The 25,278-nt window shown below is 66.2% G+C and carries 27 protein-coding genes; 15 read left to right on the forward strand and 12 right to left on the reverse strand.

The genetic code is table 11. The features are described 5' to 3' along the window. Position 1: 1 nt before the first annotated feature. Together AB0876_RS01365 and AB0876_RS01370 are read right to left on the reverse strand one after the other, a co-directional pair. Positions 2-1,111 carry an acyl-CoA dehydrogenase family protein gene (locus tag AB0876_RS01365; protein WP_491837254.1) on the reverse strand — a complete coding sequence of 370 codons (1,110 nt, stop codon included), beginning with the start codon at positions 1,109-1,111 and terminating at the stop codon, positions 2-4. 13 nt (positions 1,112-1,124) lie between these two features. Next, the gene (locus AB0876_RS01370) at positions 1,125-2,306 is read right to left on the reverse strand and encodes an acyl-CoA dehydrogenase family protein (RefSeq protein WP_065148027.1); all 1,182 of its coding nucleotides are present in this window, start codon (positions 2,304-2,306) and stop codon (positions 1,125-1,127) included. 165 nt (positions 2,307-2,471) lie between these two features. Between AB0876_RS01370 and AB0876_RS01375 the strand changes: the two genes are divergently transcribed. The 12 genes from AB0876_RS01375 (at position 2,472) to AB0876_RS01430 (ending at position 14,328) form a co-directional block, all read left to right on the forward strand. Continuing rightward, complete coding sequence (locus tag AB0876_RS01375) at positions 2,472-2,663, forward strand: ferredoxin (protein WP_064933094.1); 192 nt, start codon at positions 2,472-2,474, stop codon at positions 2,661-2,663. Between the two features lie 14 nt (positions 2,664-2,677). Next, positions 2,678-3,595 (forward strand): 3-oxoacyl-ACP reductase, encoded by a 918-nt coding sequence (locus AB0876_RS01380; protein ID WP_418021346.1) that lies wholly within the window; start codon positions 2,678-2,680, stop codon positions 3,593-3,595. Positions 3,596-3,867: 272 nt separating this feature from the next. After that, on the forward strand, positions 3,868-4,632 hold the full coding sequence (locus AB0876_RS01385) for an MlaE family ABC transporter permease (protein ID WP_064884622.1): 765 nt from the start codon (positions 3,868-3,870) through the stop codon (positions 4,630-4,632). An 88-nt stretch (positions 4,633-4,720) separates the two neighbouring features. Next, the gene (locus AB0876_RS01390) at positions 4,721-5,563 is read left to right on the forward strand and encodes an ABC transporter permease (protein WP_064884624.1); all 843 of its coding nucleotides are present in this window, start codon (positions 4,721-4,723) and stop codon (positions 5,561-5,563) included. Between the two features lie 6 nt (positions 5,564-5,569). Next, positions 5,570-6,772: an MCE family protein gene (locus tag AB0876_RS01395; RefSeq protein ID WP_491837256.1), complete on the forward strand. Its 1,203-nt coding sequence runs from the start codon at positions 5,570-5,572 to the stop codon at positions 6,770-6,772. After that, positions 6,772-7,821, forward strand: a complete 1,050-nt coding sequence (locus tag AB0876_RS01400; protein ID WP_491837257.1) for an MCE family protein — start codon at positions 6,772-6,774, stop codon at positions 7,819-7,821. Before AB0876_RS01395 ends, AB0876_RS01400 begins: the two co-directional genes overlap by 1 nt. Further along, positions 7,814-8,872, forward strand: a complete 1,059-nt coding sequence (locus AB0876_RS01405; protein WP_491837258.1) for a virulence factor Mce family protein — start codon at positions 7,814-7,816, stop codon at positions 8,870-8,872. The genes AB0876_RS01400 and AB0876_RS01405 overlap by 8 nt, the downstream gene beginning before the upstream one ends. Then, positions 8,869-10,263, forward strand: a complete 1,395-nt coding sequence (locus tag AB0876_RS01410) for an MCE family protein (protein ID WP_526040982.1) — start codon at positions 8,869-8,871, stop codon at positions 10,261-10,263. The genes AB0876_RS01405 and AB0876_RS01410 overlap by 4 nt, the downstream gene beginning before the upstream one ends. After that, positions 10,260-11,456: an MCE family protein gene (locus AB0876_RS01415; RefSeq protein WP_526040983.1), complete on the forward strand. Its 1,197-nt coding sequence runs from the start codon at positions 10,260-10,262 to the stop codon at positions 11,454-11,456. Before AB0876_RS01410 ends, AB0876_RS01415 begins: the two co-directional genes overlap by 4 nt. Next, entirely contained in the window at positions 11,457-13,145 is a 1,689-nt protein-coding gene (locus tag AB0876_RS01420) for an MCE family protein (protein ID WP_491837261.1), read from the forward strand. It abuts the gene before it with no gap. Beyond that, a complete protein-coding gene (locus AB0876_RS01425) occupies positions 13,145-13,843 on the forward strand; it encodes an Rv1363c family protein (RefSeq protein WP_526040984.1) in 699 nt (232 codons plus the stop codon). Before AB0876_RS01420 ends, AB0876_RS01425 begins: the two co-directional genes overlap by 1 nt. After that, positions 13,843-14,328: a mammalian cell entry protein gene (locus AB0876_RS01430; protein ID WP_491837263.1), complete on the forward strand. Its 486-nt coding sequence runs from the start codon at positions 13,843-13,845 to the stop codon at positions 14,326-14,328. Before AB0876_RS01425 ends, AB0876_RS01430 begins: the two co-directional genes overlap by 1 nt. On the opposite strand, the gene AB0876_RS01435 is transcribed toward AB0876_RS01430, so the two are convergent. The 5 genes from AB0876_RS01435 to AB0876_RS01455 all read right to left on the reverse strand — a co-directional run bounded on the left by AB0876_RS01435 (position 14,315) and on the right by AB0876_RS01455 (position 17,244). Then, the gene (locus AB0876_RS01435) at positions 14,315-15,766 is read right to left on the reverse strand and encodes an alpha,alpha-trehalose-phosphate synthase (UDP-forming) (RefSeq protein ID WP_491837264.1); all 1,452 of its coding nucleotides are present in this window, start codon (positions 15,764-15,766) and stop codon (positions 14,315-14,317) included. The genes AB0876_RS01430 and AB0876_RS01435 overlap by 14 nt on opposite strands. Then, positions 15,766-15,930 carry a hypothetical protein gene (locus AB0876_RS01440; protein WP_110777506.1) on the reverse strand — a complete coding sequence of 55 codons (165 nt, stop codon included), beginning with the start codon at positions 15,928-15,930 and terminating at the stop codon, positions 15,766-15,768. Before AB0876_RS01440 ends, AB0876_RS01435 begins: the two co-directional genes overlap by 1 nt. Positions 15,931-15,975: 45 nt before the next feature. Continuing rightward, positions 15,976-16,365 carry an intersectin-EH binding protein Ibp1 gene (locus AB0876_RS01445; RefSeq protein WP_526040985.1) on the reverse strand — a complete coding sequence of 130 codons (390 nt, stop codon included), beginning with the start codon at positions 16,363-16,365 and terminating at the stop codon, positions 15,976-15,978. Between the two features lie 106 nt (positions 16,366-16,471). Next, the gene (locus AB0876_RS01450; protein WP_526040986.1) at positions 16,472-16,804 is read right to left on the reverse strand and encodes a hypothetical protein; all 333 of its coding nucleotides are present in this window, start codon (positions 16,802-16,804) and stop codon (positions 16,472-16,474) included. Between the two features lie 56 nt (positions 16,805-16,860). Continuing rightward, entirely contained in the window at positions 16,861-17,244 is a 384-nt protein-coding gene (locus AB0876_RS01455; protein ID WP_526040987.1) for an intersectin-EH binding protein Ibp1, read from the reverse strand. A gap of 268 nt (positions 17,245-17,512) precedes the next feature. Here AB0876_RS01455 and AB0876_RS01460 point away from each other — a divergent pair, with 268 nt between their 5' ends. Together AB0876_RS01460 and AB0876_RS01465 are read left to right on the forward strand one after the other, a co-directional pair. Then, positions 17,513-18,421: an enoyl-CoA hydratase/isomerase family protein gene (locus AB0876_RS01460; protein ID WP_526040988.1), complete on the forward strand. Its 909-nt coding sequence runs from the start codon at positions 17,513-17,515 to the stop codon at positions 18,419-18,421. 11 nt (positions 18,422-18,432) lie between these two features. Further along, the gene (locus AB0876_RS01465) at positions 18,433-19,275 is read left to right on the forward strand and encodes an SDR family oxidoreductase (RefSeq protein WP_491837552.1); all 843 of its coding nucleotides are present in this window, start codon (positions 18,433-18,435) and stop codon (positions 19,273-19,275) included. Positions 19,276-19,279: 4 nt separating this feature from the next. Here AB0876_RS01465 and AB0876_RS01470 read toward each other — a convergent pair whose 3' ends face one another. Then, positions 19,280-20,167: an NAD(P)-dependent oxidoreductase gene (locus tag AB0876_RS01470; protein WP_526040989.1), complete on the reverse strand. Its 888-nt coding sequence runs from the start codon at positions 20,165-20,167 to the stop codon at positions 19,280-19,282. 41 nt (positions 20,168-20,208) lie between these two features. Here AB0876_RS01470 and AB0876_RS01475 point away from each other — a divergent pair, with 41 nt between their 5' ends. Then, a complete protein-coding gene (locus tag AB0876_RS01475; RefSeq protein ID WP_491837269.1) occupies positions 20,209-20,643 on the forward strand; it encodes a YdeI/OmpD-associated family protein in 435 nt (144 codons plus the stop codon). Here the strand turns inward: AB0876_RS01475 and AB0876_RS01480 are convergent. Genes AB0876_RS01480 through AB0876_RS01495 form a run of 4 tightly spaced genes read right to left on the reverse strand, consistent with a single transcriptional unit; the run spans position 20,621 to position 25,074 of the window. After that, entirely contained in the window at positions 20,621-21,136 is a 516-nt protein-coding gene (locus AB0876_RS01480; RefSeq protein ID WP_526040990.1) for a (2Fe-2S)-binding protein, read from the reverse strand. The genes AB0876_RS01475 and AB0876_RS01480 overlap by 23 nt on opposite strands. Further along, on the reverse strand, positions 21,129-22,016 hold the full coding sequence (locus AB0876_RS01485) for an FAD binding domain-containing protein (protein ID WP_526040991.1): 888 nt from the start codon (positions 22,014-22,016) through the stop codon (positions 21,129-21,131). The genes AB0876_RS01480 and AB0876_RS01485 overlap by 8 nt, the downstream gene beginning before the upstream one ends. Continuing rightward, positions 22,013-22,717, reverse strand: coding sequence for an SRPBCC family protein (locus AB0876_RS01490; protein ID WP_526040992.1), 705 nt, complete (start codon positions 22,715-22,717; stop codon positions 22,013-22,015). The genes AB0876_RS01485 and AB0876_RS01490 overlap by 4 nt, the downstream gene beginning before the upstream one ends. Positions 22,718-22,719: 2 nt before the next feature. Further along, positions 22,720-25,074 (reverse strand): xanthine dehydrogenase family protein molybdopterin-binding subunit, encoded by a 2,355-nt coding sequence (locus AB0876_RS01495; RefSeq protein WP_526040993.1) that lies wholly within the window; start codon positions 25,072-25,074, stop codon positions 22,720-22,722. Between the last annotated feature and the right edge of the window lie 204 nt (positions 25,075-25,278).

Raw genomic sequence — 25,278 nt, forward strand, 5'->3', positions numbered from 1 at the left:
CCTAGACCGGGGTGTCGGCGAGTTCGCGGCCGATGCGCAGGAGCTGCCCGGTCGCCCCGCCGAGGTTGAACTCGGTCTGCTTGGCGGCCAGGAAGTACCGGTGCACCGGGTGATCCATGTCGATGCCGACACCGCCGTGCACGTGCACCGCGGTGTGCGCAACGCGGTGGCCCGCCTCGGCAGCCCAGAACGCCGCACTGGCGACATCGATGTCAGCGGGCAGATCCTCGGACAGCCGCCAGGCCGCCTGGGTCAGTGTCAGGCGCAGGCCCTTGACGTCGATGTAGCCGTCGGCCAGCCGTGACGAGACGGCTTGGAAGCTGCCGATCGGCCGGTCGAACTGCTCGCGCTCCCGGGCGTACTCGGAGGTGAGCTCCAGCGCGCGTTCCAGCACGCCGAGCTGGAACGCGGTGCGGGCCAACGCCGCATGCGTGGTCAGCCAATCGGCGACCTCGGCACCGCCGACGACGCGCGCGGCGTCCACCGTGGTGCCCTCGAGCTCCAGCAGAGCCACGCTGCCCTTGCCGGTGGTGCTGAGCAGGCTGACCGTCACGCCGGGATCATCCCCGGACACCAGGAAGACACTGACTCCGGAATCGGTTTCGGCCGGAACCAGGAACGCGTCGGCGATCGGCCCGTAGTTCACCTGGGTGCGGGTACCGGTGAGCTTGTAGCTTCGGCCGTCAGGCCCCTCAGAAGACGTAGCCTGCACCGGGCCCTGGCCCATTTCGCCGTCGAGGGCGACAGTGAGGATCTTGTCGCCGGATACCGCGGGCGCGGCCCACTGGGTGCGCAGTTCCTCGGATCCGAACGCAGCCAGCGCGCCCGCGCCAAGTACCACCGAGTCCACGTAGGGCACGGCAGCCAGCTGGCGACCGAGCGCGGTCAGCACGGCGGTCTGCTCGAGCACGCCGAGGCCGCCGCCGCCCACGGATTCGGGAGCCGCGGCCGACAGGACGTCGGCCTCGACCAGCTTGGCCCACAGATTGGCGTCGAACCGCTGCTCGAGCCCGTCGAGCTCACGCTGGCGTTCGGGTGTGCACACCGATTCGGTGATCGTGCGCACCAGGCCACCCAGGTCGGTGGCCTCTTCGGTCGTCTTGAAATCCATTGGTGTGCCGTCCTTACCGGTTGACCCTGGGCAGGCCCAAAGCGACCATGCCGATGATGTCACGCTGAATCTCGTTGGTGCCGCCGCCGAAGGTCAGGATCAGCGCCGACCGGTGGAACCGCTCGATGCGGCCACGCAGCAGCGCGCCCTTGCTGTCCGGGCGCAGCGTCGCCGCCGTGCCGAGCACCTCCATCAGCAGGCGGTAGGCCTCGGTGGCCAGCTCGGTGCCGTAGACCTTGGCCGCCGACGCATCCGCCGGAGAAGGAGCCTCGTCCTGGGCCGAGGCCAGCTCCCAGTTGATCAGCTTGAGCACCTCTGCCTTGGCGTGCACCCGGGCCAGGTTGAGCTGAACCCACTCGGAGTCGATGACCCGCTTGCCGTGCACGTCCTTGGTGTTCTGGGCCCACTCGCGGACCCCGTCGAGTGCGACGTAGATCGGCTGCGAAGAAACGAGAGCCACCCGCTCGTGGTTCAGCTGATTGGTCACCAGCTTCCAGCCGGCGTTCTCCTCGCCGACCAGGTTGGTGACTGGGATGCGCACGTCCTGGTAGTAGGTGGCGCTGGTGTCCACACCCGACATGGTGTGCACCGGGGTCCAGGAGAAACCCTCGGCCGTCGTCGGCATGATCAGCATCGAGATGCCGCGGTGCTTCTTGGCCTCGGGGTTGGTGCGCACCGCCAGCCAGACGTAGTCGGCGTAGGCGATCAGCGACGTCCACATCTTCTGGCCGTTGACCACGTAGTCGTCACCGTCGCGGACTGCCGTGGTGCGCAGCGCCGCCAGGTCGGTGCCCGCGCCGGGCTCGGAGTAGCCGATGGAGAAGTGCAGCTCACCCGCGGCGATCTTGGGCAGGAAGAACTTCTTCTGCTCATCGGTGCCGAAGTGCATGATCGTCGGCGCGACGCTGTTGATTGTCAGGAACGGCACCGGCGCGCCGGCGATCGCGGCCTCGTCGGTGAAGATCAGCGACTCCATGGGCGTACGCGCCTGGCCGCCGTACTCCTCGGGCCAGTTCAGCGTCAGCCAGCCGTCCTTGCCCATCTGCGCGACGGTCTCGCGGTAGATGTTGCCGCGTCCCATCTCGCCTTCGGAGGAGCTGAGTGCCTCAACCCGTTCGGGTGTCATCAACTTGGAGAAGTACGCGCGCAACTCGCGGCGCAGCTCCTCCTGCTCGGGGGTGTAACCGATCCGCATTGCGCTGCATCCTCACTGCTTGATAGACCTGAGTTCTCACCTGGTTGTAACACGTTCTAGTCTTAGGATCCAGGCCGGTGTCGGGCCGGTATCCGTCCGGTGTGGTCGTATTCTGTGGCTGCGCGTACGCAGCCCCGTGCGTGCACACGTCGTGAGGAGGTCGCCATGCGAGTAGAAGTTGACCGTGATCGCTGTGAAGGTAATGCGGTCTGCGTGGGTATTGCCCCCGATTTGTTCGATCTTGATGACGACGACTACGCCGTGGTCAAGGCCGATCCGGTGCCTGCCGACCAGGAGGATCTGGCCGAGCAGTCCATCGCCGAATGCCCCCGTGCAGCCCTGATCCGAAAAGACTAGAGGTATTCATAAATATGACTGACGACGCTCAGATCGACCTGTCCGGAAAGGTGGCTGTGGTCACCGGTGCGGCCGCGGGCCTGGGCCGCGCCGAAGCCATCGGTCTGGCCAAGGCCGGAGCCACCGTGGTGGTCAACGACATGGCCGGCGCGCTCGACGCCTCTGACGTTCTCGACGAGATCGCCGCTGCCGGCTCCAAGGGCGTCGCCGTGGCCGGGGACATCAGTGCGCGCTCGACCGCGGACGAGCTGGTCGCCACTGCCGACGGTCTGGGTGGACTGGACATCGTCGTCAACAACGCGGGCATCACCCGCGACCGGATCCTGTTCAACATGAGCGACGAGGAGTGGGACGCGGTCATCGCCGTGCACCTGCGTGGCCACTTCCTGCTGACCCGCAATGCCGCCGTCTACTGGCGCAACAAGGCCAAGGCGGGGGATGGCACGGTCTATGGCCGGATCATCAACACCTCGTCGGAGGCCGGACTGTCGGGTCCGGTCGGCCAGCCCAACTACGGTGCCGCCAAGGCGGGCATCACGGCGCTCACGGTGTCCGCGGCCCGGGCCCTGGAACGCTTCGGCGTGCGGGCCAACGCGATCGCGCCGCGGGCCCGCACCGCCATGACCGCAGGCGTCTTCGGCGACGCACCCGACGGGGCCGAAGGGCAGATCGACCCGCTGTCGACCGACCATGTCGTCACACTTGTGCGTTTCCTGGCCGCTCCGGCGTCCGAAGCTGTGAACGCTCAGCTGTTCATCGTCTATGGTCCAACTGTCACGTTGGTCGCGCCGCCCACCGCCGAGAAGCACTTCACTGCAGACTCCGACGCCTGGAACCCGGCAGACCTCAGCGGGACACTGCACGATTACTTTGCTGATCGTGACCGGACGCGTGGATTCTCGGCCACCGAGCTGATGGCCTCACGAGACTGACGGTCTCGTTCAGGGCGGTTCAACGGGACTGGAACAAGTTCTAGTTGCTAGTCCATCTAACGTGTCCTGAACTGGGAAAACCGCTGTTGAAGCTAATATTTTGAATTCTTTGACAGTGCGAACATGTTCTAGTTAATATGATCCGGCTCACTAAGAGCGCACTAAGACCAAGGGGTGGGAGGGCAGCCACGACATGTGGCCGTCAGTTTTTCGCTAACGCGAGTTTCCGCAAAATTTTCCCCCATCCGAGTACCCCGAGAACGGAGCCCAGGTTGATCGAACAGCTTGCGGTTCCGGCCCGGGCCGTGGGCGGCTTCGTCGAGATGTCCTTGGACACCTTCGCCAAGATGTTCCGTCGACCGTTCCAGTTCAAAGAGTTCCTGGATCAAACCTGGATGATCGCCCGGGTGTCGCTCGTGCCGACCCTGCTGGTTGCCATCCCGTTCACGGTTCTGGTCGCGTTCACGCTCAACATCCTCCTCCGCGAGATCGGCGCCGCCGACCTGTCCGGCGCCGGCACCGCCTTCGGCACCATCACCCAGCTCGGCCCCGTCGTGACCGTGCTGGTGGTGGCAGGCGCCGGTGCCACGGCGATCTGCGCAGACCTCGGCGCCCGCACTATCCGCGAGGAGATCGACGCGATGCGGGTGCTGGGCATCGACCCGATCCAACGCCTGGTGGTGCCCCGTGTGCTCGCGTCGATGTTCGTCGCGCTGCTGCTCAACGGTCTGGTGTGTGCGATCGGCATCGCCGGCGGCTACGCCTTCTCGGTATTTCTCCAGGGGGTGAACCCCGGCGCTTTCATCAACGGCCTGACCGTGCTGACCGGGCTCGGCGAGCTCGTGCTGGCCGAGATCAAGGCACTGCTGTTCGGCGTGGTGGCCGGCCTGGTCGGCTGCTACCGCGGGTTGACCGTCAAAGGAGGCCCGAAGGGTGTCGGTAACGCAGTGAACGAAACGGTGGTCTACGCCTTCATCTGCCTGTTCGTGATCAACGTGATCATGACGGCTATCGGGGTTCGGGTGCTGGTCCGATGATGAGCGCTTGCGCGAAGAACATGGATCTGATGAGGGCTTGCGCGAAGAACATGGATCTGATGAGCGCTTGCGCGAAGAAGGTCCAGCCATGAGCTATGACGCCACCCTCCGCTTTCGGCGGCTGTTCCGGGGCGTGCCCAAGACCGTCGACAATATCGGCGAACAGGCACTGTTCTACGGCGAGACGATGCGGTACCTGCCCAACGCGGTCAACCGCTACCGCAAGGAGACCATCCGGCTGGTAGCCGAGATGACCATGGGCGCAGGCGCGTTGGTGATGATCGGTGGCACCGTCGGTGTCGCGGCCTTCCTCACCCTGGCCTCCGGTGGCGTCATCGCGGTTCAGGGCTACTCGTCGCTGGGCAACATCGGCATCGAGGCCCTGACCGGCTTCCTCTCGGCGTTCCTGAACGTGCGCATCGTGGCACCGGTGATCGCCGGCATCGCCCTGGCGGCCACGATCGGCGCAGGCGCCACCGCCCAGCTCGGCGCGATGCGGGTGGCCGAGGAGATCGACGCCGTCGAAGCGATGGCGGTCCACGCGGTGTCCTATCTGGTCTCCACCCGGTTGCTGGCCGGGCTGATCGCGATCGTTCCGCTGTACTCGCTGTCGGTACTCGCCGCATTCTTCGCAGCCCGGTTCACCACCGTGTTCATCAACGGGCAGTCGGCCGGCCTGTACGACCACTACTTCAACACCTTCCTGATACCCAGCGACCTGCTGTGGTCCTTCCTCCAGGCGATCGTGATGGCCATCGCGGTGATGCTGGTGCACACCTATTACGGCTACAACGCCTCCGGCGGGCCGGTCGGCGTGGGTATCGCGGTCGGTCAGGCCGTGCGCACCTCCCTGATCGTGGTCGTCACCATCACCCTGTTCATCTCCCTGGCCGTCTACGGCGCGTCCGGCAACTTCAACCTCTCCGGGTAGGCGGCGATGTCAGACGCAACCTCCAAGCACCGCAGGCATGTGAGGATCGCGGCCGCGATCCTGGCGGCGATCGTGGCCGCCGCGGTGGTGTTCACCTACCTGTCCTACACAGCGGCGTTCACGCCTACCGACACCGTCAGCCTGACCGCGCCGCGGGCGGGCCTGGTGATGGAGCGCGACGCCAAGGTGAAGTACCGCGGCATCCAGATCGGCAAGGTCTCCGAGATCGCGTACGCCGGTCACGAGGCCAAGCTGACGCTGTCCATCAAGCGCGGCGAGATGCGCTATATCCCGTCCAACGCCACCGTGCGGATCGCCGGCAACACGATCTTCGGCGCCAAGTCGGTGGAGTTTCTCGCACCGGATCAGCCGGAGGGCTCGCTTCGGCCGGGCAGCACGGTGGCTGCCAAGGACGTGCAGCTGGAGGTCAACACCCTTTTCCAGACACTGTCGGATGTGCTCAACAAGATCGACCCGGTCAGCCTGAACGCCACACTGTCAGCGCTCGGTGAGGGCCTGCGCGGCCACGGCGACGACGCGGGTGCGGCCTTGTCTGGCTTGAATTCCTACCTGCAGCAACTGAACCCGAAGTTGCCGACGCTGCAGGAGGACTTTGCGAAGGCCGCGGTGGTCGCCAACATCTACGGCGACGCCGGCCCCGACCTGGCGCGGATCATCGACAACGTGCCCGCGCTGAACAAGACGATCGTGGATGAGAAGACCAACCTCAACGCCACGCTGCTGTCGGCGACCGGGCTGGCCAACAACGGCACCGCGACCCTGCAGCCGGCCGCTGACGACTACATCGCCGCCATCCAGCGGCTGCGGGCCCCGCTGAAGGTCCTCGGCGACTACTCGCCGGAGTTCGGCTGTTTTCTGCAAGGCAGTTCCATCGCGGTCGACCGGTTCGCCCCGATCATCGGCGGTATCCGGCCCGGTCTCTTCGTCAACTCCAACTTCCTGCCTGGGTCTCCGGGGTACACCTATCCGGAGAGCCTGCCGATGGTGAACGCCTCCGGCGGGCCGAACTGCCGTGGTCTTCCCGACGTGCCGACCAAGCAGTACGGCGGAACCTGGTATCACTCCCCCTTCCTGGTCACCGACAACGCGTATGTCCCGTACCAGCCGAACACCGAGGTGCAGTTCGACGCGCCCGCGACGCTGCAGTTCCTGTTCAACGGTGCGTTCGCAGAAAGGGACCGATTCTGATGGCGTCCGGCGCGGGTACTGATCGGACCATGCTCAAGGTCGGCATCTTCACTGTGGCGATGCTGTTGGTGGCGGCCATGCTGGTGGTGGTCTTCGGCGAGTTCCGCTTCGCCTCCGCCCACAGCTACCACGCCACGTTCAGCGAGGCGTCGCGACTGAAGGCCGGGCAGGACGTCCGCATCGCCGGGGTTCCGGTGGGCAAGGTCCACGACGTGAAGCTGAACGCCGACAACACCGTTGACGTCGCGTTCGACGTCAACAAGCGGTATCAGCTCTACACCTCGAGCCAGGCCAAGGTGCGCTACCTGAACCTCGTCGGTGATCGTTTCCTGGAGATCACCTCCGGCCCAGGGGAACTACGCAAGCTGGCGCCCGGCGGGACCATCCCCGCGCAGAACACCCAGCCGGCCCTGGACCTCGACGCGCTGCTGGGCGGATTGCGGCCCGTGCTCAAGGGTCTGGACGGCGCGAAGGTCAACGAGATCTCCAACGCGGTGATCGAGATGCTTCAGGGCCAGGGCGGCGCGTTGGCCAACATGCTGACCAGCACGAGCGCCTTCACCCAGAACCTGGCCGCCCGCGATCAGCTCATCGGCGACGTCATCACCAACCTCAACACCGTGCTGAGCACGGTGGACGAGAAGGGCTCGCAGTTCGACACCAGCGTCGATGAGTTGCAGAAGCTGATCACCGGTCTGTCCGAGGGGCGCGATCCGATCGCCGGTGCGATCGCACCCCTGGCCTCGGCCGAGAACGATCTGACCGACATGCTGGAGAAGTCCCGCCGCCCATTGCAGGGGGTCATCGAGAATGCCCGGCCGCTGGCGCAGCGCATGGACGAGCGGAAGGGCGACATCAACAAGGTCATCGAGCCGCTGGCCGAGAACTACCTGCGGCTCAACGCACTCGGTGCCTACGGCTCGTTCTTCAACATCTTCTACTGCTCGGTTCGGTTGAAGGTCAACGGACCGGCGGGCAGCGACATCCTGATTCCGTTCGGCGGTCCGCCGGACCCATCCAAGGGGAGGTGTGCGCCGACCAATGGCTAGTTCGCGCGAGTCGAATCCCGTGCGCACCGGGATCCTCGGCATCTTTGTGGTGGCATGCCTGGTGCTGGTGTCATTCGGTTACACCGGCCTGCCCTTCTTCCCGCAGGGCAAGCAGTTCGAGGCCTACTTCAGCGATGCCGGTGGGATCTCTCCGGGCAACGACGTCAACATCTCGGGCATCACGGTCGGCAAGGTCACCGACATCGCCCTGGCCGGCGACTCGGCCAAGGTCAAATTCACCGTGGACCGCAACATCAAAGTCGGCGATCAGTCGCTGGTGGCGATCAAGACCGATACGGTGCTCGGCCAGAAGTCGCTTGCGGTGACCCCGAAGGGCGTCGGCACGTCGACGGTTATTCCCCTGGGACGCACCACGACTCCGTACACGCTGAACACTGCGCTGCAGGACCTCGGGCAGAACGTCAGCGAGTTGGACAAGCCGAAGTTCGAGCAGGCGCTGCAGACACTGACCGACACGTTGCGCGACGCCACCCCGCAGCTGCGCGGTGCCCTGGACGGCGTCACGAACCTGTCCCGCACCATCAACAAGCGGGATGAGGCCCTCGAGGGGCTGTTGACCCACGCCAAGCGGGTATCGGATCTCCTGGCCAACCGCGCTGGGCAGGTCAACCAGCTGCTGACCGACGGCAACCAGTTGTTCGCCGCGCTCGACGAGCGCCGGCAGGCGCTGAGCAACCTGATCGCCGGTATCGACGATGTGTCCAAGCAACTTTCGGGATTCGTCGCCGACAACCGCAAGGAGTTCAAGCCGGCACTGGAGAAGCTCAATCTGGTGATGGACAACCTGCTCGAGCGCAAAGAGCACATCAGTGAGGCGCTCAAGCGGTTGCCGGGATATGCCACCGCGCTCGGCGAGGTGGTGGGCTCGGGTCCGGGCTTCCAGATCAACCTGTACGGGCTGCCGCCGGCCGGTATGGCCGAGGTACTGCTGGACACCTACTTCCAGCCGGGCAAACTGCCCGACAGCCTGTCCGATATGTTGCGCGGCTACATTTCTGAGCGAGTGATCGTTAGGCCGAAATCGCCATGACCCAAGACAATTCGGTATCCGGTCGCAACCGGTGGTTGCGTATTGCGCTGGCTACAGTGCTGCTGGCGGTGCTCGCCGTCGGTGTGTACCAGGTGTGGCCGTCACGCACCGGCCCCAAGCTCACCGCGTACTTCACCAACGCCGTCGGGTTGTACCCCGGGGACGAGGTGCGGATCGTCGGCGTGCCGGTGGGCACGATCGACTCCATCGAACCGCGGCCCTCGGATGTCAAGATCGAGATGACCCTGGACCGCGGCGTCAAGGTCCCCGCCGATGCCAAGGCGCTGATCCTCTCGCCGAACCTGGTGTCGGCCAGGTTCATTCAGCTGACCCCCGCCTACACGGAGGGCGACGTGATCGCCGACGGCGCGTCGATCGGACTCGACCGCACCGGAGTGCCCGTCGAATGGGACGAGGTCAAGGAGCAACTCACCCAGCTCAGCTCGCAACTCGGACCGCAGGCCAACTCGGTGCAGGGCCCGATCGCAGCGTTCGTCGACCAGGCCGCGACCACGTTCGACGGCAACGGTGACTCGTTCCGCAATGCACTGCGCGAGCTCTCCCAAACTGCAGGCCGGCTGGGTGATTCGCGGACCGACCTGTTCGGCACGGTGAAGAATCTGCAGATCCTGGTCGACGCGCTGTCCAACAGCAACGAACAGATCGTGCAGTTCACCAATCACGTGGCGTCGGTGTCGCAGGTGCTGGCGGACAGCGCCAGTGGCCTCGACGAGACACTGGGCACGCTCAATCAGGCCCTCGGTGACGTCCGCGGTTTCCTGAACGAGAACAACGATGCGTTGATCGCCCAGGTGGGCAAGCTGGCCGACTTCACCCAGATTCTCACCGACCACAGTGACGACATCGAACAGATCCTGCACGTCACGCCCAACGGCCTGGCGAACTTCTACAACATCTACAACCCGGCGCAGGGCACCGTTGGTGGGCTCCTGACCCTGCCGAACTTCGCCAACCCCGTGCAGTTCCTGTGCGGCGGCAACTTCGACACCGGCACCAGCCCGGACAACTACAAGCGTGCCGAGATCTGCCGGCAGCGAATGGGGCCGGTGCTGCGCCGCATCACGATGAACTACCCGCCGATGATGTTCCATCCGGTCAACAGCATCACCGCCTACAAGGGCCAGATCCAGTACGACACCCCGGCGACAGAGGAGAAGGCGCAGACTCCGGTGCCGTACCTGCAGTGGCAGAACGCTCCTGGTGTCACCCCGCCGCAGATCCCGCCGGACGCGACGCTGAGCTCGTTGATCCTGCCGCCGGATGCACCCGCGCCGGCAGCCGGAACCGGAGTCGGGCCCGCACCAGGACCTGCACCTGCGCCCGCGCCGGGACCCGTGGCCGCACCCGCTGAGGCTGGTGCCGGCGGATGATGAGGGGTAAAGCATTGAGGGGTAAGGCATCCCGGATCGGCAGTCGCACCCTGGCGATCGGCAGTGGCGCCATGCTGCTGGCCGGCTGCCAGTTCGGTGGCCTCAACTCGCTGAACATGCCCGGTACCGCCGGGCACGGGTCCGGTTCCTACACCGTCACCGTGCAGTTGCCCGACGTGGCGACCCTGCCGCAGAACTCGCCGGTGATGGTCGACGACGTCACCGTCGGCAGCGTGTCGGGTGTGGATGCGGTCCAGCGCTCGGACGGCACCTTCTATGCGGCGCTGCAACTGTCGCTGAATGGTGACGTGAAGCTCCCGGCGAATGCCGTTGCGCGCGTTGCCCAGACATCGCTACTCGGCTCGCAGCACATCGAGTTGTCCGAACCTGTCGATCAACCGGCCGAGGGGCGCCTGGGCCAGGGTTCCAACATCTCGCTGTCCCAGACCGACCGTTATCCGACCACCGAGGAAGTGCTCTCCTCGCTGGGCATGGTGGTCAACAAGGGCAATCTCGGTGCGCTGCAAGACATCACCGATGAGGCCTACGCGGCCGTCGCCGGACGGGCCGGCAACTTCGCCGATCTGATTCCGCGGCTGGCGGAGCTGACCGCGTCATTGGACCGGCAGACCAACGACATCATCGCGGCCGCGGACGGGCTCAACCGGTTCGCGTCGATCCTGGCCCGCAGCCAGGACAGCCTGGGCCGCACGCTCGATACCCTGCCCGGCGCGCTCAAGGTGCTCAACGACAACCGGTCCAACATCGTCGACGCGTTCACCGCGCTGCGGAGCTTCGCCCAGGTCGGCTCGCGGATCCTGTCGCAGACCAAGGACGATTTTGCGGCCGATCTCAAGGATCTCTATCCGGTGATCAAGGCGCTCAACGACAACGCCGACGACTTCATCAAGGACCTGGAGTTCCTGCCGACCTTCCCGTTCCACTACAAGTATCTGCGCCAGGCGGTGCGAGGCGACTACCTGAACGTGTACGTCACCTTCGACCTGACCCTGCGGCGGTTCGGTGAGTCGATCTTCACCACCGGAGCTTTCGACCCGAACATGCAGCACCTCAGCGAGGTGATCAATCCGCCAGACTTCCTGACCGGGGCGATGGCCAACCTGTCCGGCCAGGCGGCCGATCCGTTCAAGGTCCCGTCCGGAACTGCGACCCAGCACGAGGAGAAGCCGTAGATGATCGACCGGCTCACCCGTATGCAGCTGATGATCTTCGGGGTCGTCACCATCCTTACCGTGGGTGCCATCTCACTGTTCTATCTGCACCTGCCCGCTGCGGTGGGTATCGGCACCTATCACGTCAACGCCAACTTCCTGGCCGGTGGCGGGATCTACCAGAACGCAAACGTCACCTACCGTGGCGTCACGGTCGGTCGGGTGGATTCCGTAGGCCTGGCGCCCGACGGCGTGGTCGCCAAGATGCAGCTCAACAGCAACACGGCGATACCCGACAATGTCATTGCCACGGTCAAGAGTGTGTCGGCCGTCGGCGAGCAGTACATCGACCTGATCCCGCCGGAGTCACCGTCGACCAACAAACTGCGCAACGGCGCCACCATCGAGCAGGACAACACCCGGGTCGGCCAGGACATCGCCGGGATGCTGCACGAAGCTGACACCCTGGTCAGCAGCATCGGCAACAGCCGGCTGCAGGATCTACTGCGTGAGACGTTCAAGGCGTTCAACGGGTCGGGACCCGAACTCGCCCGGTTGATCCAATCCTCCCGCCTGCTGATCGACGAGGCCAACGCCAACTACGGCCAGACCACTCAGCTGATCGACCAGGCCGGGCCGTTCCTGGAAGCCCAGATGCGCAGTGGCGACAACATCCGCTTGCTGGCCGACGGGCTCGCCCGGTTCACCGGTGAGGTGAACAAGGCCGATCCGCAGCTGCGCGCCACCCTCAAGACCGTTCCGGGCACCACCGAGGCCGCCAACACCGCGTTCAGCGGTATCCGGCCGACGTTTCCGGTGCTGGCGGCCAACCTCGCGAACTTCGGCCGCATCGGGGTGATCTACAGCAAGTCGATCGAACAGGCGCTGGTGATCTTCCCAGCCCTGATGGCGGCGCTGAATACCGTGGCCGGCGGGGCACCTGCCGACGAGGGCGCCAAGCTGGACTTCAAGATCGACCTGCAGGACCCACCGCCGTGCAACACGGGCTTCATCCCGGCGACCCAGATCCGGTCACCGGCCGACGAGACGCTGCGCGAACTTCCGCCCGATCTGTACTGCAAGACCGCGCAGAACGACCCGGCGGTGGTGCGCGGTGCGCGCAACTACCCGTGCATGGAGTTCCCCGGGAAGCGGGCACCCACCATTCAGCTGTGCCGCGATCCCAAGGGCTATGTGCCGCTGGGCAGCAACCCGTGGCGCGGCCCGCCGGTGCCCTACGGGACACCGATCGAGGACGGGCGGAACATTCTGCCGCCCAACAAGTTCCCGAACATCCCGCCGCAGGTCGACCCGGATCCGGGCCCGCCCGCGGTGCAACTGCCGCCCGGTGTCCAGCCCGGCCCCGGCCCCGCGCCGCACGCGCCGTTCCCGCTGCCGGTGCCGCCGAACCAGCCGGGCACACCGCCGCCGCCGTGGCCGTACTTCGCGCCGCCGGACCAGATCGTGCCGCCGTACGGCCGGACGCCTCCTGGGGCTCCGGAAGCCCCGGCTCCGGCGCCCGCTCCGGATGCACCGTTACCGGCCGAGGCACCACCTCTGGCCAGCGCACCGATGACGGGCACCTACGATCAGCACAGTGGGGTCTTCGCCGACGCCGACGGAGGCACCGGCGTTTACGCAGCCGGCGCCGACAAACTGGCACCAGCGGAGACCTGGGTAGACCTGATGTTGGATCCAAGGCAGGCTTGATGATCGAAGAAACCGCCTCGAATACGAGGCCGGTCCGTAGGCGCGCGTCCAGGGCGGCCGGCCCCACCGGGGCCGGGACGGCAGGCGAGGTGACCCAGACCGTGCTGTCGGTGGAGCCCTCCACCAAAGCGGCGGCCAGGGCACCCCAGCCGACACCGCTCAAGGCGCCGCCCCGGCGGCGCGCCCACCGCACCCTGGTGGCACTGGTGGCAGCCCTGACCCTGGGCCTCGGGACCGCTGCGTTGGGTGCGCTGGCCTACGTCATGCGCGATCAGCAGCATGCGGTGGACACCCTGCAGGCCCGCGACGAGAGCTTCGTCGACACCGGCAAGCAGACCGTGATCAACATGTTCAGCTATACCCAGGACACGATCGACGAAAGCGTCAACCGCTTCATCGACGGCACCAGCGGCCCACTGCGCGACATGATGAGCCAGGGCAACAACGCCGACAACCTCAAGGCGTTGTTCCGCGATACCAACGCCAGCTCCGAGGCTGTGATCAACGGCGCGGCGCTGGAGAAGGTCGACGAGATCGCCCGGAATGCGTCGGTACTGGTGGCGGTGCGCGTCACGGTTACCGACGTGGATGGCGTCAATTCACCGACCCGTCCGTACCGGCTGCGGGTGATCGTGCACGAGGACGACAACGGGCACATGACCGGATACGACCTCAAGTACCCCGACGGCGGAAACTGATGCGCTCTAAACTCACTGCCCTGCTGATCGGCCTGTTGACGGTGGCGTTCGTCGGGTTGGCCGCCGTAGGTGGCTCGCTGTACTGGAACCGCGTGGCGCAGCGAGGCCAGGAGACCGCCAGGGCCGAACTGCCTGCGCTGGCCGCCGAACAGATCCCGAAGGTGTTCGGTTACGACTATCAGACCGTCGAGCGCAGCCTGATGGAGACGTACCCGCTGCTCGCTCCCGACTTCCGGCAGCAGTTCGAGAAGGACGCCACCGCCAAGGTGATCCCCGAGGCACGCAAACGTCAGCTGGTGGTTCAGATCAGCGTCGTCGGCATCGGTGTGATGACAGCGCAGCGTGATTCGGGGTCCGTGATGGTGTACATGAACCGCACCGTGACCGACCAGTCCCGCCAACCGCTCTATGACGGCAGCCGCCTGAAGGTCGACTACCGAAAGATCGGCGGGGCCTGGCTGATCAACGCGATCAACCCGATCTAGATTGGGCCAACGCGTCTAGGAAGGCACGGGCCCAACGGTCCACATCATGCGCCAGCACCTGGCGGCGCAGCGCCCGCATGCGGCGCCTGCCCTCCTCGGGGCTCTGATCCAGCGCGGCCTCGATGGCATCCTTGACGCCTTCGAGATCGTGCGGGTTGGTCAGATAGGCCTGACGCAACTCGGCCGCCGCCCCGGTGAACTCCGACAGCACCAACGCGCCGCCGAGGTCACTGCGGCAGGCCACGTACTCCTTGGCCACCAGATTCATGCCGTCGCGGAGCGGGGTGACCAGCATGACGTCGGCTGCGACGAAGAACGCGATGAGCTCATCGCGCGGCACCGGCCGGTGCAGGTAATGCACCAGCGGATGCCCGACCTCACCGTATTCACCGTTGATGTGGCCGACCTGGCGCTCGATGTCCTCACGCATCGCGATGTAGCTCTCGACCCGCTCGCGGCTCGGTGTGGCCAGCTGGACGAGAACGGTGTCGTCGCGTTTGATCCGGTCCTCTTCGAGCAGTTCGGTGAAGGCGCGCAGCCGGACGTCGATGCCCTTGGTGTAGTCGAGCCGGTCGACACCGAGCAGGATCTTGCGCGGATTGCCGAGCTCTGCGCGGATCTGCCGGGCGCGTTGGCGCACCGACCGGTTGCGGGCCTTGGCGTCCAGATCGGCCGAATCTATCGAGATCGGGAAGGCGCCGACCTTGACCGTGCGGAACCCGTAGGAGATCTCGCCGAAGCGCGAGCGGACGCCGATCGATGCGCGTGAGGTGTTGGCGCCGACCAGGCGGCGGGCGAGGACCAGGAAGTTCTGTGCGCCTCCGGCCAGGTGGAATCCGACCAGATCGGCTCCGAGCAGGCCTTCGACGATCTCGGTGCGCCACGGCATCTGCATGAACAGTTCCACGGGCGGGAATGGGATGTGGAGGAAGAAGCCGATGGTGAGGTCGGGTCGCAGCATTCGCAGCATCTTGGGGACGAGCTGCAGCTGATAATCCTGGATCCAGACCGTTGCACCCTGGGCCGCGGCGCGGGCCGTGGCCTCGGCGAAACGGCGGTTCACGTCGACGTAGCTGTCCCACCACTTGCGGTGGTACACGGGTTTGACGATGAGGTCGTGGTAGAGCGGCCACAGGGTGGCGTTCGAGAACCCCTCGTAGTAATCCGCGACATCCTGCGCGGAGAGCTCCACCGGGTAGAGCTGCAGATCCTCCTCGACAATCGGCTCCTCGCCGCTGTCGGGGACACCCGCCCAGCCGATCCACGCGCCACGGCGTTTACGCAGCAGTGGCTCGAGCGCGGTGACAAGGCCGCCGGGGCTGCGCTTCCAGGTCGTGCTGCCATCCGGCAACCGCTCCATGTCGATGGGCAGCCGGTTGGCGACCACGACGAAGTCGGAGTTACCGGAGGCGGCCGGGGGGCCGGCCTCCGGGCTCATTACGCCTCGGTCTTCGAGGGCCCAATGCCGAGCATCGACAGGAACATGCGGCACTCGTCGGCGTCGGTGGCGTAGGTCGCTACGACGCGGCGAGCCTGGCTGGCGGTGCTGTCGGCGAGGGGTTCGACGTCGTCGATGTCGGCGGTATCAGTTTTCGCAGGCATGACATAACTGTAGGCGACCCGGAGAGCCCGGGTCGCCGCATGTCATCAGCCGATGGAACCGTGCACGGTCGGGCTGCTGCCGACGGTCGACTCCGGCACCAGTTGCGGCCCCTCGGACTGCTGCTCTTCGGCCAGGCCGATGCACTCGCCGGTGTTCGCGCCGGTGCAGGGGATGGAGCCGCCGCCACCGGGCTCGTTCACGGCGGGCAGGTTGGGGTTGCCCGCGATGCTGCTGAAGTTGCCGGGGGAGTTCGGCACGGTGTGCGGGACGCACATGTTGGTGTAGAGGTCTTCCTCCTCGCCCGTCGGGCAGGCGATCGCCGGGCCGGAAGACACGGGCACGGAGAATGCGGCGATCGCTGGGGCGGCGGCCGCAGCGACTGCAAATCCGCCGGCAAAGATCAGTCGTCGCATCGAGATCGGGAAGGTCGCCATCGTCACGCTTTCTCTAGTTATTCGATTGTTCTTTGCAGGGATTCTAAGGAAGCTGGGAAAGATCTGCATTGCTTCTATGAGGTAGCTGGGGAAACCCTCGGAAGTGCTAGGGGCTGGCGCTGATAGTCGAGCGCGGAATGGGTTGCGGTCCTTCGGCTTCGTCTTCCTCGGCCAGGCCGATGCACTCGCCGGCGTTGTGTCCGGTGCACGGGATGGCGCCGCCTCCGCCGGGCAGGTCTACCGCGGGCAGGTCCGGATTGCCGGGGATGCCGCTGAACGGAGAGGGTGAATTCGGCACCAGAAACGGGGTGCAGGTCGTCGTGTAGACGTCCTCTTCCTCACCGGAGGTGCAGGTTGCTTGGGCGACCGGCGCGCCGAGCCACAGGAGCAGCGCGCAGCCGGCGCCGGACAGTACGGCGGGCACGACAACTGATTTCACCTCAGCAGTCTAGGACTGCTGAGGGTTTACTGTGCGGTGTCTGGAGTCGCGCTGTGTCAGCCGATGGAGCCGTGCACGGTCGGGCTGCTGCCGACCGTCGACTGCGGCACCGGTTGGGGCCCCTCGGACTGCTGCTCTTCGGCCAGGCCGATGCACTCACCGGAGTTCGCGCCGGTGCACGGGATGGCGCCACCCCCATCGGGCATGTTCACGGCGGGCAGGTTCGGGTTGCCTGCGACGCTGCTGAAGTTGCCGGGCGAGTTCGGCACGATGTCGGGCACGCACACGTTGGTGAACGTGTCCTCGGTTTCGCCGTTGGGGCACGAGGCCAGCGACTGGGAGGGTATCGACAGCACCGTGAGGGCAGGGGCCGCGGCGATGGCTGCGGCGATGCCGGCCGCGACGGCGAGACGACGGGCGCTGGACGGGGAGGTAGCCATTGTCGTGCTTTCTCTTCAGGGGCGGAATGGGTTTGCTGATTACCCGGCCGCGGTGATCCGACCACGGTGGTCCGTGAAGTCGTCTTGTGGTTTATATTTTACGCTCTACAAGGGGAAATAGCTGTCAAAGCGATTGTTCCTCGGCCATGTCGGGCCGTCTGCTGTGAAGCTGCTGCGCAGTAGCTGTGGTCCCGGTGTGAGCCGGGTTACGTGATACACGTAATGTGCAGTTCGTAACTTACTTACCTTGACTAAGAGGTGGTCCGCTATGGCCGATTCCGATGAGGCAATCCGTCAGGTCGAATACGAGACACTCGATGACGGGCGCATCGCCAGGATCTGGCTGAACCGTCCGAATGCGCAGAACGCCCAGTCGCGGACCCTGCTGGTGCAACTCGACGATGCATTCGGCCGGGCCGAGGCCGACGATGCAGTCCGCGTGGTGATCCTGGCCGCGCGTGGCAAGAACTTCTCGGCCGGCCATGACCTCGGTTCCGAGGAGGCGCTGACCGAGCGTGCCCCGGGCCCGGACCAGCATCCGACGTTCCGCTCCCACGGCGCCACCGCCGCCGGCGTCACTGAGCGAACCTACCTGCAGGAATGGCACTTCTACTTCGAGAACACCCGGCGCTGGCGCGATCTGCGCAAGATCACCATCGCGCAGGTGCAGGGCAATGCCATCTCGGCTGCCCTGATGCTCATCTGGGCCTGCGACCTGATCGTGGCCGCTGATGACGCCAAGTTCAGCGACGTCGTCGGGGTACGGATGGGGATGCCGGGTGTCGAGTATTACGCCCATCCGTGGGAGTTCGGCGCCCGCAAGGCCAAAGAGCTGCTGCTGACCGGTGATTCGATCGACGCCGATGAGGCGTACCGGTTGGGCATGGTGTCGAAGATCTTCGCTCGCGACGAACTCGAAGACAAGACACTGGAATTCGCCCGGCGCATCGCCGAGCGGCCGACGATGGCGGCCCTGCTGGTCAAGGATTCCGTCAATGCGGCCAGTGATGCGATGGGCTTCACCGAAGCGCTGCGTCATGCGTTCCACATTCACGAACTCGGGCACGCGCACTGGGCGGCGACCAACGAGAACCGCTGGCCGGTGGGTATGCCGCCCGATGTTCCCGACTGGCGGACCTTGGGAGCCCCGAAACCGGCCCGGCGAGATACACCATAGGGATGACGCGAATGGAACTGTCGTTGAAGGATCGCACCTACCTGGTCACCGGTGGCGGGAGCGGAATCGGTAAGGGTGCCGCGGCTGCCATCGTCGCCGCGGGCGGTAACGCGCTGCTGATCGGGCGTAATGCCGACAAGCTGAGTGCGGCTGCCGACGAATTGAACGCAGGACTCGCTGCCGATGGTGGTGAGGTGCGCTATGAGCCCGCCGATGTCACCAACGAGGACGAGGTCCGCCGCGCGGTCGACGTGGCCACCGCCTGGCATGGCCAGCTGCACGGTGTGGTGCACAGCGCTGGTGGGTCGCTGACGATCGGGCCGATCACGCAGATCGACTCCGAGTTGTGGCGCCAGACCGTCGATCTGAACGTCAACGGAACGATGTACCTGATCAAGCACGCGGGTCGGGAAATGGTCCGCGGCGGTGGCGGGTCGTTCGTCGGCATCTCGTCGATCGCATCGACCAACACCCATCGGTGGTTCGGTGCCTACGGTGTGAGTAAGGCGGCGTTCGACCATCTGATCAAGCTGGCCGCCGACGAACTCGGCCCGTCCTCGGTGCGGTTCAACAGCATCCGGCCCGGATTGACCCGCACCGAGATGGTCGGCCCGGTCTTCGAGCTGCCGGCCGCCAGCGAGGACTACAAGGCCTGCACGCCCATGCCCCGATTCGGTGAGGTCGAGGACATCGCCAACCTGGCGGCGTTCCTGCTCAGCGACGCCGCGGGCTGGATCACCGGTCAGTCCATCGGTGTCGACGGTGGGCACAGCCTGCGCCGCGGCCCCGACATCTCAGCGATGCTGGAGCCGCTGTACGGCGCCGACGGCCTGCGCGGGGTCGTCGCCGAGTAGCGAGTCAGGCCGGGGGTTTTCCTCCGGCCTCCCACGCGCTCAGGGCGCCCACTGCGGACCAGTCCAGCTTGCCGCCGCCGGTGGCGAGCAGCGTCAGGAAGCGATCGCGCAGCAAGCTCGCGACGGGCAGGGGCACCTGTAGTTCCTCGCCCGCACTCAGCGCGAGCTTGACGTCCTTGAGGCCGAGTGGGGCGGCGAAACCCGCCGGGCTGAACTCTTCGCGGGCCAGCAACCCGCCGTAGGTGCGGTACACCGGCGCGTCGAACAGCGTCGAGGTCAGCAACTCCAGGTACTGCTGTTTGTCCACGCCGGCCTTGCCCACCAATGCCATTGCCTCACCGAGGGATTCGATCACCGAGGCGATGAGGAAGTTGCCGCTGATCTTCACCAGGTTCGCCGCACGGGGTTCCTCGCCCAGCATGAAAGTGCGCTGCCCGATCGCCTCGAAAATCGGCGACACGGTCTCGACAGTGGCCGGGGCTCCCGCGGCCACCACGAACAACTTGGCCGCCGCGGCGGCCTCGGGCCTGCCGAACACCGGGGCGGCGACGAAACCCTGCCCGGTCTCGGCATGGGCCGCGGTGAGACGGTCGGCCAGGGCGACACTGACGGTCGACGACGAGACGTGCACGGCGCCGGCGGACAGGTGGGCAAGAATGCCGTTTTCGCCGAATGTGACTGCCTCCACCGCGGCGTCGTTGGCAAGCATCGTGACGACGGCGTCGCCGTGACACGCATCCGATACCGACGCCGCGGGTACCGCCCCTTGGGCGACCAGCGCGGTCACCTTGTCGGGGGAGCGGTTGTACACCGTGACCTCGTGTCCGGCCGTGAGCAGGTTCGCGGCCATGGCCGCGCCCATATTGCCCAGCCCGATGAATCCGATCTTCATGCCTCCACTCTTACCGGTTACTTTGGGGACCGGGAGGGATGATGAAGTTCTCGACGGAAATGCTCCAGATGGGCAACAACACCGGCATCGAGGTGCCCGCGCACGTCGTGGAGGCGTTGGGGGCGGGGAAGCGCCCAGCGGTCGTCGTCGATGTGAGTGGCTATCGGTACCGCTCGACGATCGCCCCGATGGGCGGCAGGTTCCTGATCCCGTTCAGCGCCGAGCGGCGCGCCGAGTCCGGAATCGCGGGTGGTGACGCCGTCGAGGTGGAGCTGACCGTCGACACCGAACCGCGCACCGTGGAGGTGCCCGATGACCTGCAGACCGCGCTGGCCGGGTCGGCGGATGCCGCCGCCGCGTGGGAGCGTCTGTCCTACAGCAGGCAGAAAGCGCACGTCACGTCGGTGCAGGGCGCCAAGGCCGCTGAGACCAGGGCCCGGCGCATCGCGAAAGTTATTGCTGACCTAGCGGGTTGAGCTTGTCGACGTGTTCCGAGTCCTCGGCGTGGCCGCAAACCCGGTGCACGGCGTTGACGATGCCCTGGTAGCCGGTGCACCGGCAGAAGTTGCCCGAGAGCCCCTCGCGGATCTCCTCATCGGTGGGGTCCGGGTTGTCGCGCAGGAGCGCGGTGATCGACGTGACGAATCCCGGTGTGCAGAAGCCGCACTGGAGGCCGTGGCACTCCTTGAGGGCGGACTGCACGGGGGACAGCTCCCCCTCGGAGCCGGCGATACCCTCGACCGTCGTCACCTCCTGGCCGTCCACCTGAACTGCGAACACCAGGCACGATCGGACCGCCTGGCCGTCCAACAAGACCGTGCAGGCACCGCAGGCGCCGTGCTCGCAGCCGAGGTGGGTGCCAGTGAGACCGCAGTTGTCGCGCAGGAAATCGGCCAGCGTCAGCCGTGGCTCGACGACGTCCTGGTAGTCACGCCCGTTGACCGAAAGCGCAACCGGCAGTTCATGCATTGAGGGCCTCCTCGGTGGCGTGGCTGGTTGCCTGGGTCCAGGCTCTGGACACCATGGCGGCGCCGACCCGCGCCCGGTAGGACGCCGAGCCCTGCAGATCGGAAGGAATGTCGGTGAGTTCGGACATCGCCAGCCGGCCGATCTCCTCGGCGGTGATTCCGCCGATCGGGGTGCCGAGCAGCGTTTTCTCGGCCGGGACGGCCCGCAGCGGTGTGGAGCCGAGTCCGAGTAGACCGATGCCGCAGCGGGTGATCCGGTCGTCCTCGTCGAGATCGAACCCGACGACGGCGCCGGCTATCGCGAAATCTCCATGGCGACGAGCGAATTCGGCAATTCCGAATCCGCTGCGACCCGATGCCACCGGGAAGCGCACCGCGGTCAGGATCTCGTCGGAGGCCAGTGCGGTCTCCCACAGGCCGGTGAAGAACTCCGCAGCCGGGATCTGGCGGACGCCGCGCGCAGAGGTGGCCTCGATGGTCGCGTCGAGTGCCAGCGCCACCGCCGCGTACTCGGCGGCCGGATCGGCATGCGCGATCGCACCGCCCAGCGTGCCGCGGCTGCGGATCTGGAAGTGCCCGATGTGCGGCGTGGCCAGGGTCAGCAGCGGCACCGAGTCGGCGACCTCGTCGTCGAGGCCGACCATGGCGTGCGGGGTGGCCGCACCGATCCGAACCTCGTTGCCTTGCAATGTGATGTCGTTAAGTTCCGGCACTCGCGAGATGTCGATCAGGTTCTCGAAGTGCGTCAGGCGCATGGCCAGCATGGGGACCAGGCTCTGACCGCCGGCCAGGATCTTGGCGTCTTCGCCGAACTCACCGAGCATGGCCACTGCCTCGGTCACCGTGGCGGGCCGGTGATACGCGAACGGGGCGGGCTTCATGACACCAACCGGAGCAGCGCCGCGTGCAGGTCTTCGGTGCTCAGCCCGGTGCTCTTGCGTTTGTTGCGTCCGGCCCGGCCGACCAGGAACCCCAGCACGCCCGCGGCCGCGACCGCACCGATGGCCGGAGCGAACCGCTTGGCCATCGGCACCGCCATCACCTTGGCCAGCGCCAGCGCGTTGATCGGGGCGGCCTCTTGTGGCGCCTGCCCGGATGTTGCACCGGCGGGACTGGTTTCGTCCGATGCCGTGGCTCCACCGAGCAGTTCGGCTTCCAGGCTCTTGGCGAACTGGTCGATCAGGCTGCCTGCCACATCGGCCAGCACGCCGCGGCCGAACTGGGCGGCCTTGCCCGAGATGGCCAGGTCGGTGGTGACCACCACGAGGGTGGAGTCGGCGCCCTCGTCTTTCAGTTGGGCGGTCACGATGGCCGAGGCGGTGCCGTTGCCGCGGGTCTCCTTGCCGTTGGCCTTGAGCACGACCCGTTGAGCGGCCGGGTCCTTTTCCTGGAAGGTGGCATCACCCTTGTAGGACACCGTGATCGGGCCGACCTTGACCTTGACCGCACCGGTGAAGTCGTCTCCGTCGACGCTCAGCAGGGTGGCCCCGGGCAGACAGGGCGCGACGCGCTCGACGTCGGTCAGCACCTCCCAGGTTTTCGCCGCCGGTACCGCGACCCGGAATTCGTTGTTGAGCTCCACGATCAGTGATCCCTTCCTGATGCTGTCTGCGAGCGTTCGATGGCTTCGACGATGGCGGCCGGGGTGGCGGGCAAGGTGGTCAAGGTGACGCCGAGTGGGGCCAAGGCGTCGTTGACGGCGTTGATCACCGCGGGCGTCGAGCCGATGGCGCCGCCCTCGCCTGCTCCCTTGTAGCCGCCGACGCCGGGGCCGGGGATCTCGACATGGCCGTACTCGATCGTCGGGACCTCGGTGGCGGTGGGCAGCAGGTAGTCGACAAATGTTGAGGACAGCGGGTTTCCGGCGTCGTCGTAGGACAACTTCTCCAGCAGGGCGCCGCCGATGCCCTGGACGGTCCCGCCGGCAATCTGGCCCTCGACGACGTTGGGGTTGATCATCGGGCCGACGTCCTCGCTGACGATGTACCGGGTGAGGGTCACGTGACCGGTGACGATGTCCACCTCGCAGGTGCAGGCGTGGGTGGCGTTCGCCCAGTGGATCGGCGCGGTCGGCGGTGCGGTGTAGCGCGCGGTGGCCTCGAGGTTCGCCGACATGCCCGGCGGCAGCATCTGCGGCTCGTAGTGGGCACGGAAGGCCAGATCGGCGAAGCTGACGCTCTTTTCGGGATCGTTGCGTGCGATCGCCTTCGACCCGCCGAGTTCGATCTCGGATTCCTCGACCTCCAGCCGGGCCGCGGCCATCGCGACCAGCTGGTTGCGCAGGATGGTGCCGGCCTCGTTGACCGCCCCTGCCGTCATCGGGGCACTGCGGCTGCCCTGGGTGCCTGCCCCGTAGGGCGTCACCGCGGTGTCGCCCTGGATGGTGGCGACATCGTCGATATCGGCGCCCAGCGCATCGGCGGTGAGCTGAATGACGGTGGTTTCCAGGCTGTTTCCGGTGGAGCCGCCGTTGACGTACACATTGATCTTGCCGGTCGGCTCCATCCGGATGGTGCAGCCCTCGCTGGCCAGGTGGCCGGTGGCCGCGCCGGTCGGCTCGATGTAGGCCGAGAAGCCCAGGCCGAGGTAGCGGCCCTGGGCCAGCGCCTCGGCCTGCTCCTTGCGGAAGCCCTCGTGGTCGAGGATCTTGACGGCCTGCTCGAACGTCTCGATCGGTGCGACGTGGTCATAGGGCATGCCGTTGGGATTGAAGTACGGCATCTCGTCACGCCGGAGCAGATTCTTGCGCCGCAGCTCCACAGGATCCATGTCCATCTTGCGCGCGGCGATGTCGAGAAGTATTTCGCGGGTGAGGGTTTCGTACTGCCACGGGCCGCGGTAGGCGTGCAGGCCGGCAGTGTTGGAGAACACCGTCTTGTAGTTGAAGCTGGCCTTGGGCACCCGGTACGGGCCGGGGAAGAACATGCCGATGGCCGCGGTGGTCAGCACCGGGTACGGGGTCGGGTAGGAGCCCACGTCCTGGACGAAGTCGATGTCGGCGGCCAGGATGGTGCCGTCTTCGTCGAAGGCCATGCGTACATCGCCGTCGACGTGGCGGGACTGGCCGGCCGACATCAGGTTCTCGCGGCGGTCCTCGATCCACTTCAGCGATGCCGGAACCTTACGTGCGGCCAGCATGATGCACATGTCCTCGCGCATCGGGACGACCTTCTGGCCGAATCCGCCGCCGGTGTCGCGCATGATGACCCGCACGTGCTGGGCCGGGATGCCGAGCAGCCGGGCCGCGAACGCCCGGAGTTCGTGCGGGGTCTGGGTGGAGGCCCAGATGGTCAGCTCACCGGAGGTGGCCGACCATTCGGTGACCATGCCGCGGCACTCGATCGGCACCGGCACGTGCATCTGCTGGTAGATGTGCTCTTTCACCACATGAGCGGCGGAGCCGAAGACCTCTTCGTCTGGAGGCATGCCTGCCATGCCGCCGGCATTGTTGTCGGGGAAGGCGTCATGGACGGACACGTCGGAGGTCAGCGCCTGCCGGAAGTCGGCGATCGCGGGCAGCGGCTCGTAGTCCACATCGACCAGATCCACGGCGTCCTCGGCGATGTAGCGGCTTTCGGCGATGACCAGGGCCACCGGATCGCCGACGAACTTCACCTCGCCCTCGGCCAGCGGTGGCCGCGGGGTGTCCGGGACGTCCTTGCCTGCGACGGCGTGCCAGGCCTCTTTGACCTCGGGATTCAGATCCGCGGCGGTGAGCACCGCGTGCACACCGGGCAGGGCCAGGGCCGCGGTGACATCGATGGCGGTGAACTTCGCGTGCGCATAGGGGCTGCGGACGAAGCAGGCGTGCAGCATGCCGGGTCGCGTGATGTCGTCGACGTACGTGCCGCGTCCGGTGAGCAGGCGGGTGTCCTCGACCCGTTCGACCCGTCTGCCGGCATAGCGGGTTGCGACGGTCTCCGGTACGGCTGACGCCATAGGATCGCTCCATTCCGTCGGTTACTTCTGCGCGTAAGTAAATGGCCGCCGGAGGGCTCCGAGGCCGTATCAAGAGTGCGATTATCGTACATCGGAAAGCAACGTGTCTGAAGAAGAGAGTGCCATTTCCGCTCGGAACTAGGGTAGACGGCTACTCACGACACCGTGTCCGAACCGCGCGAATCTGTACTCGGTCGGACAACG

This window comes from Mycobacterium sp. NPDC049093, assembly GCF_040704635.1.
In the GTDB taxonomy this organism is placed as follows: domain Bacteria; phylum Actinomycetota; class Actinomycetes; order Mycobacteriales; family Mycobacteriaceae; genus Mycobacterium.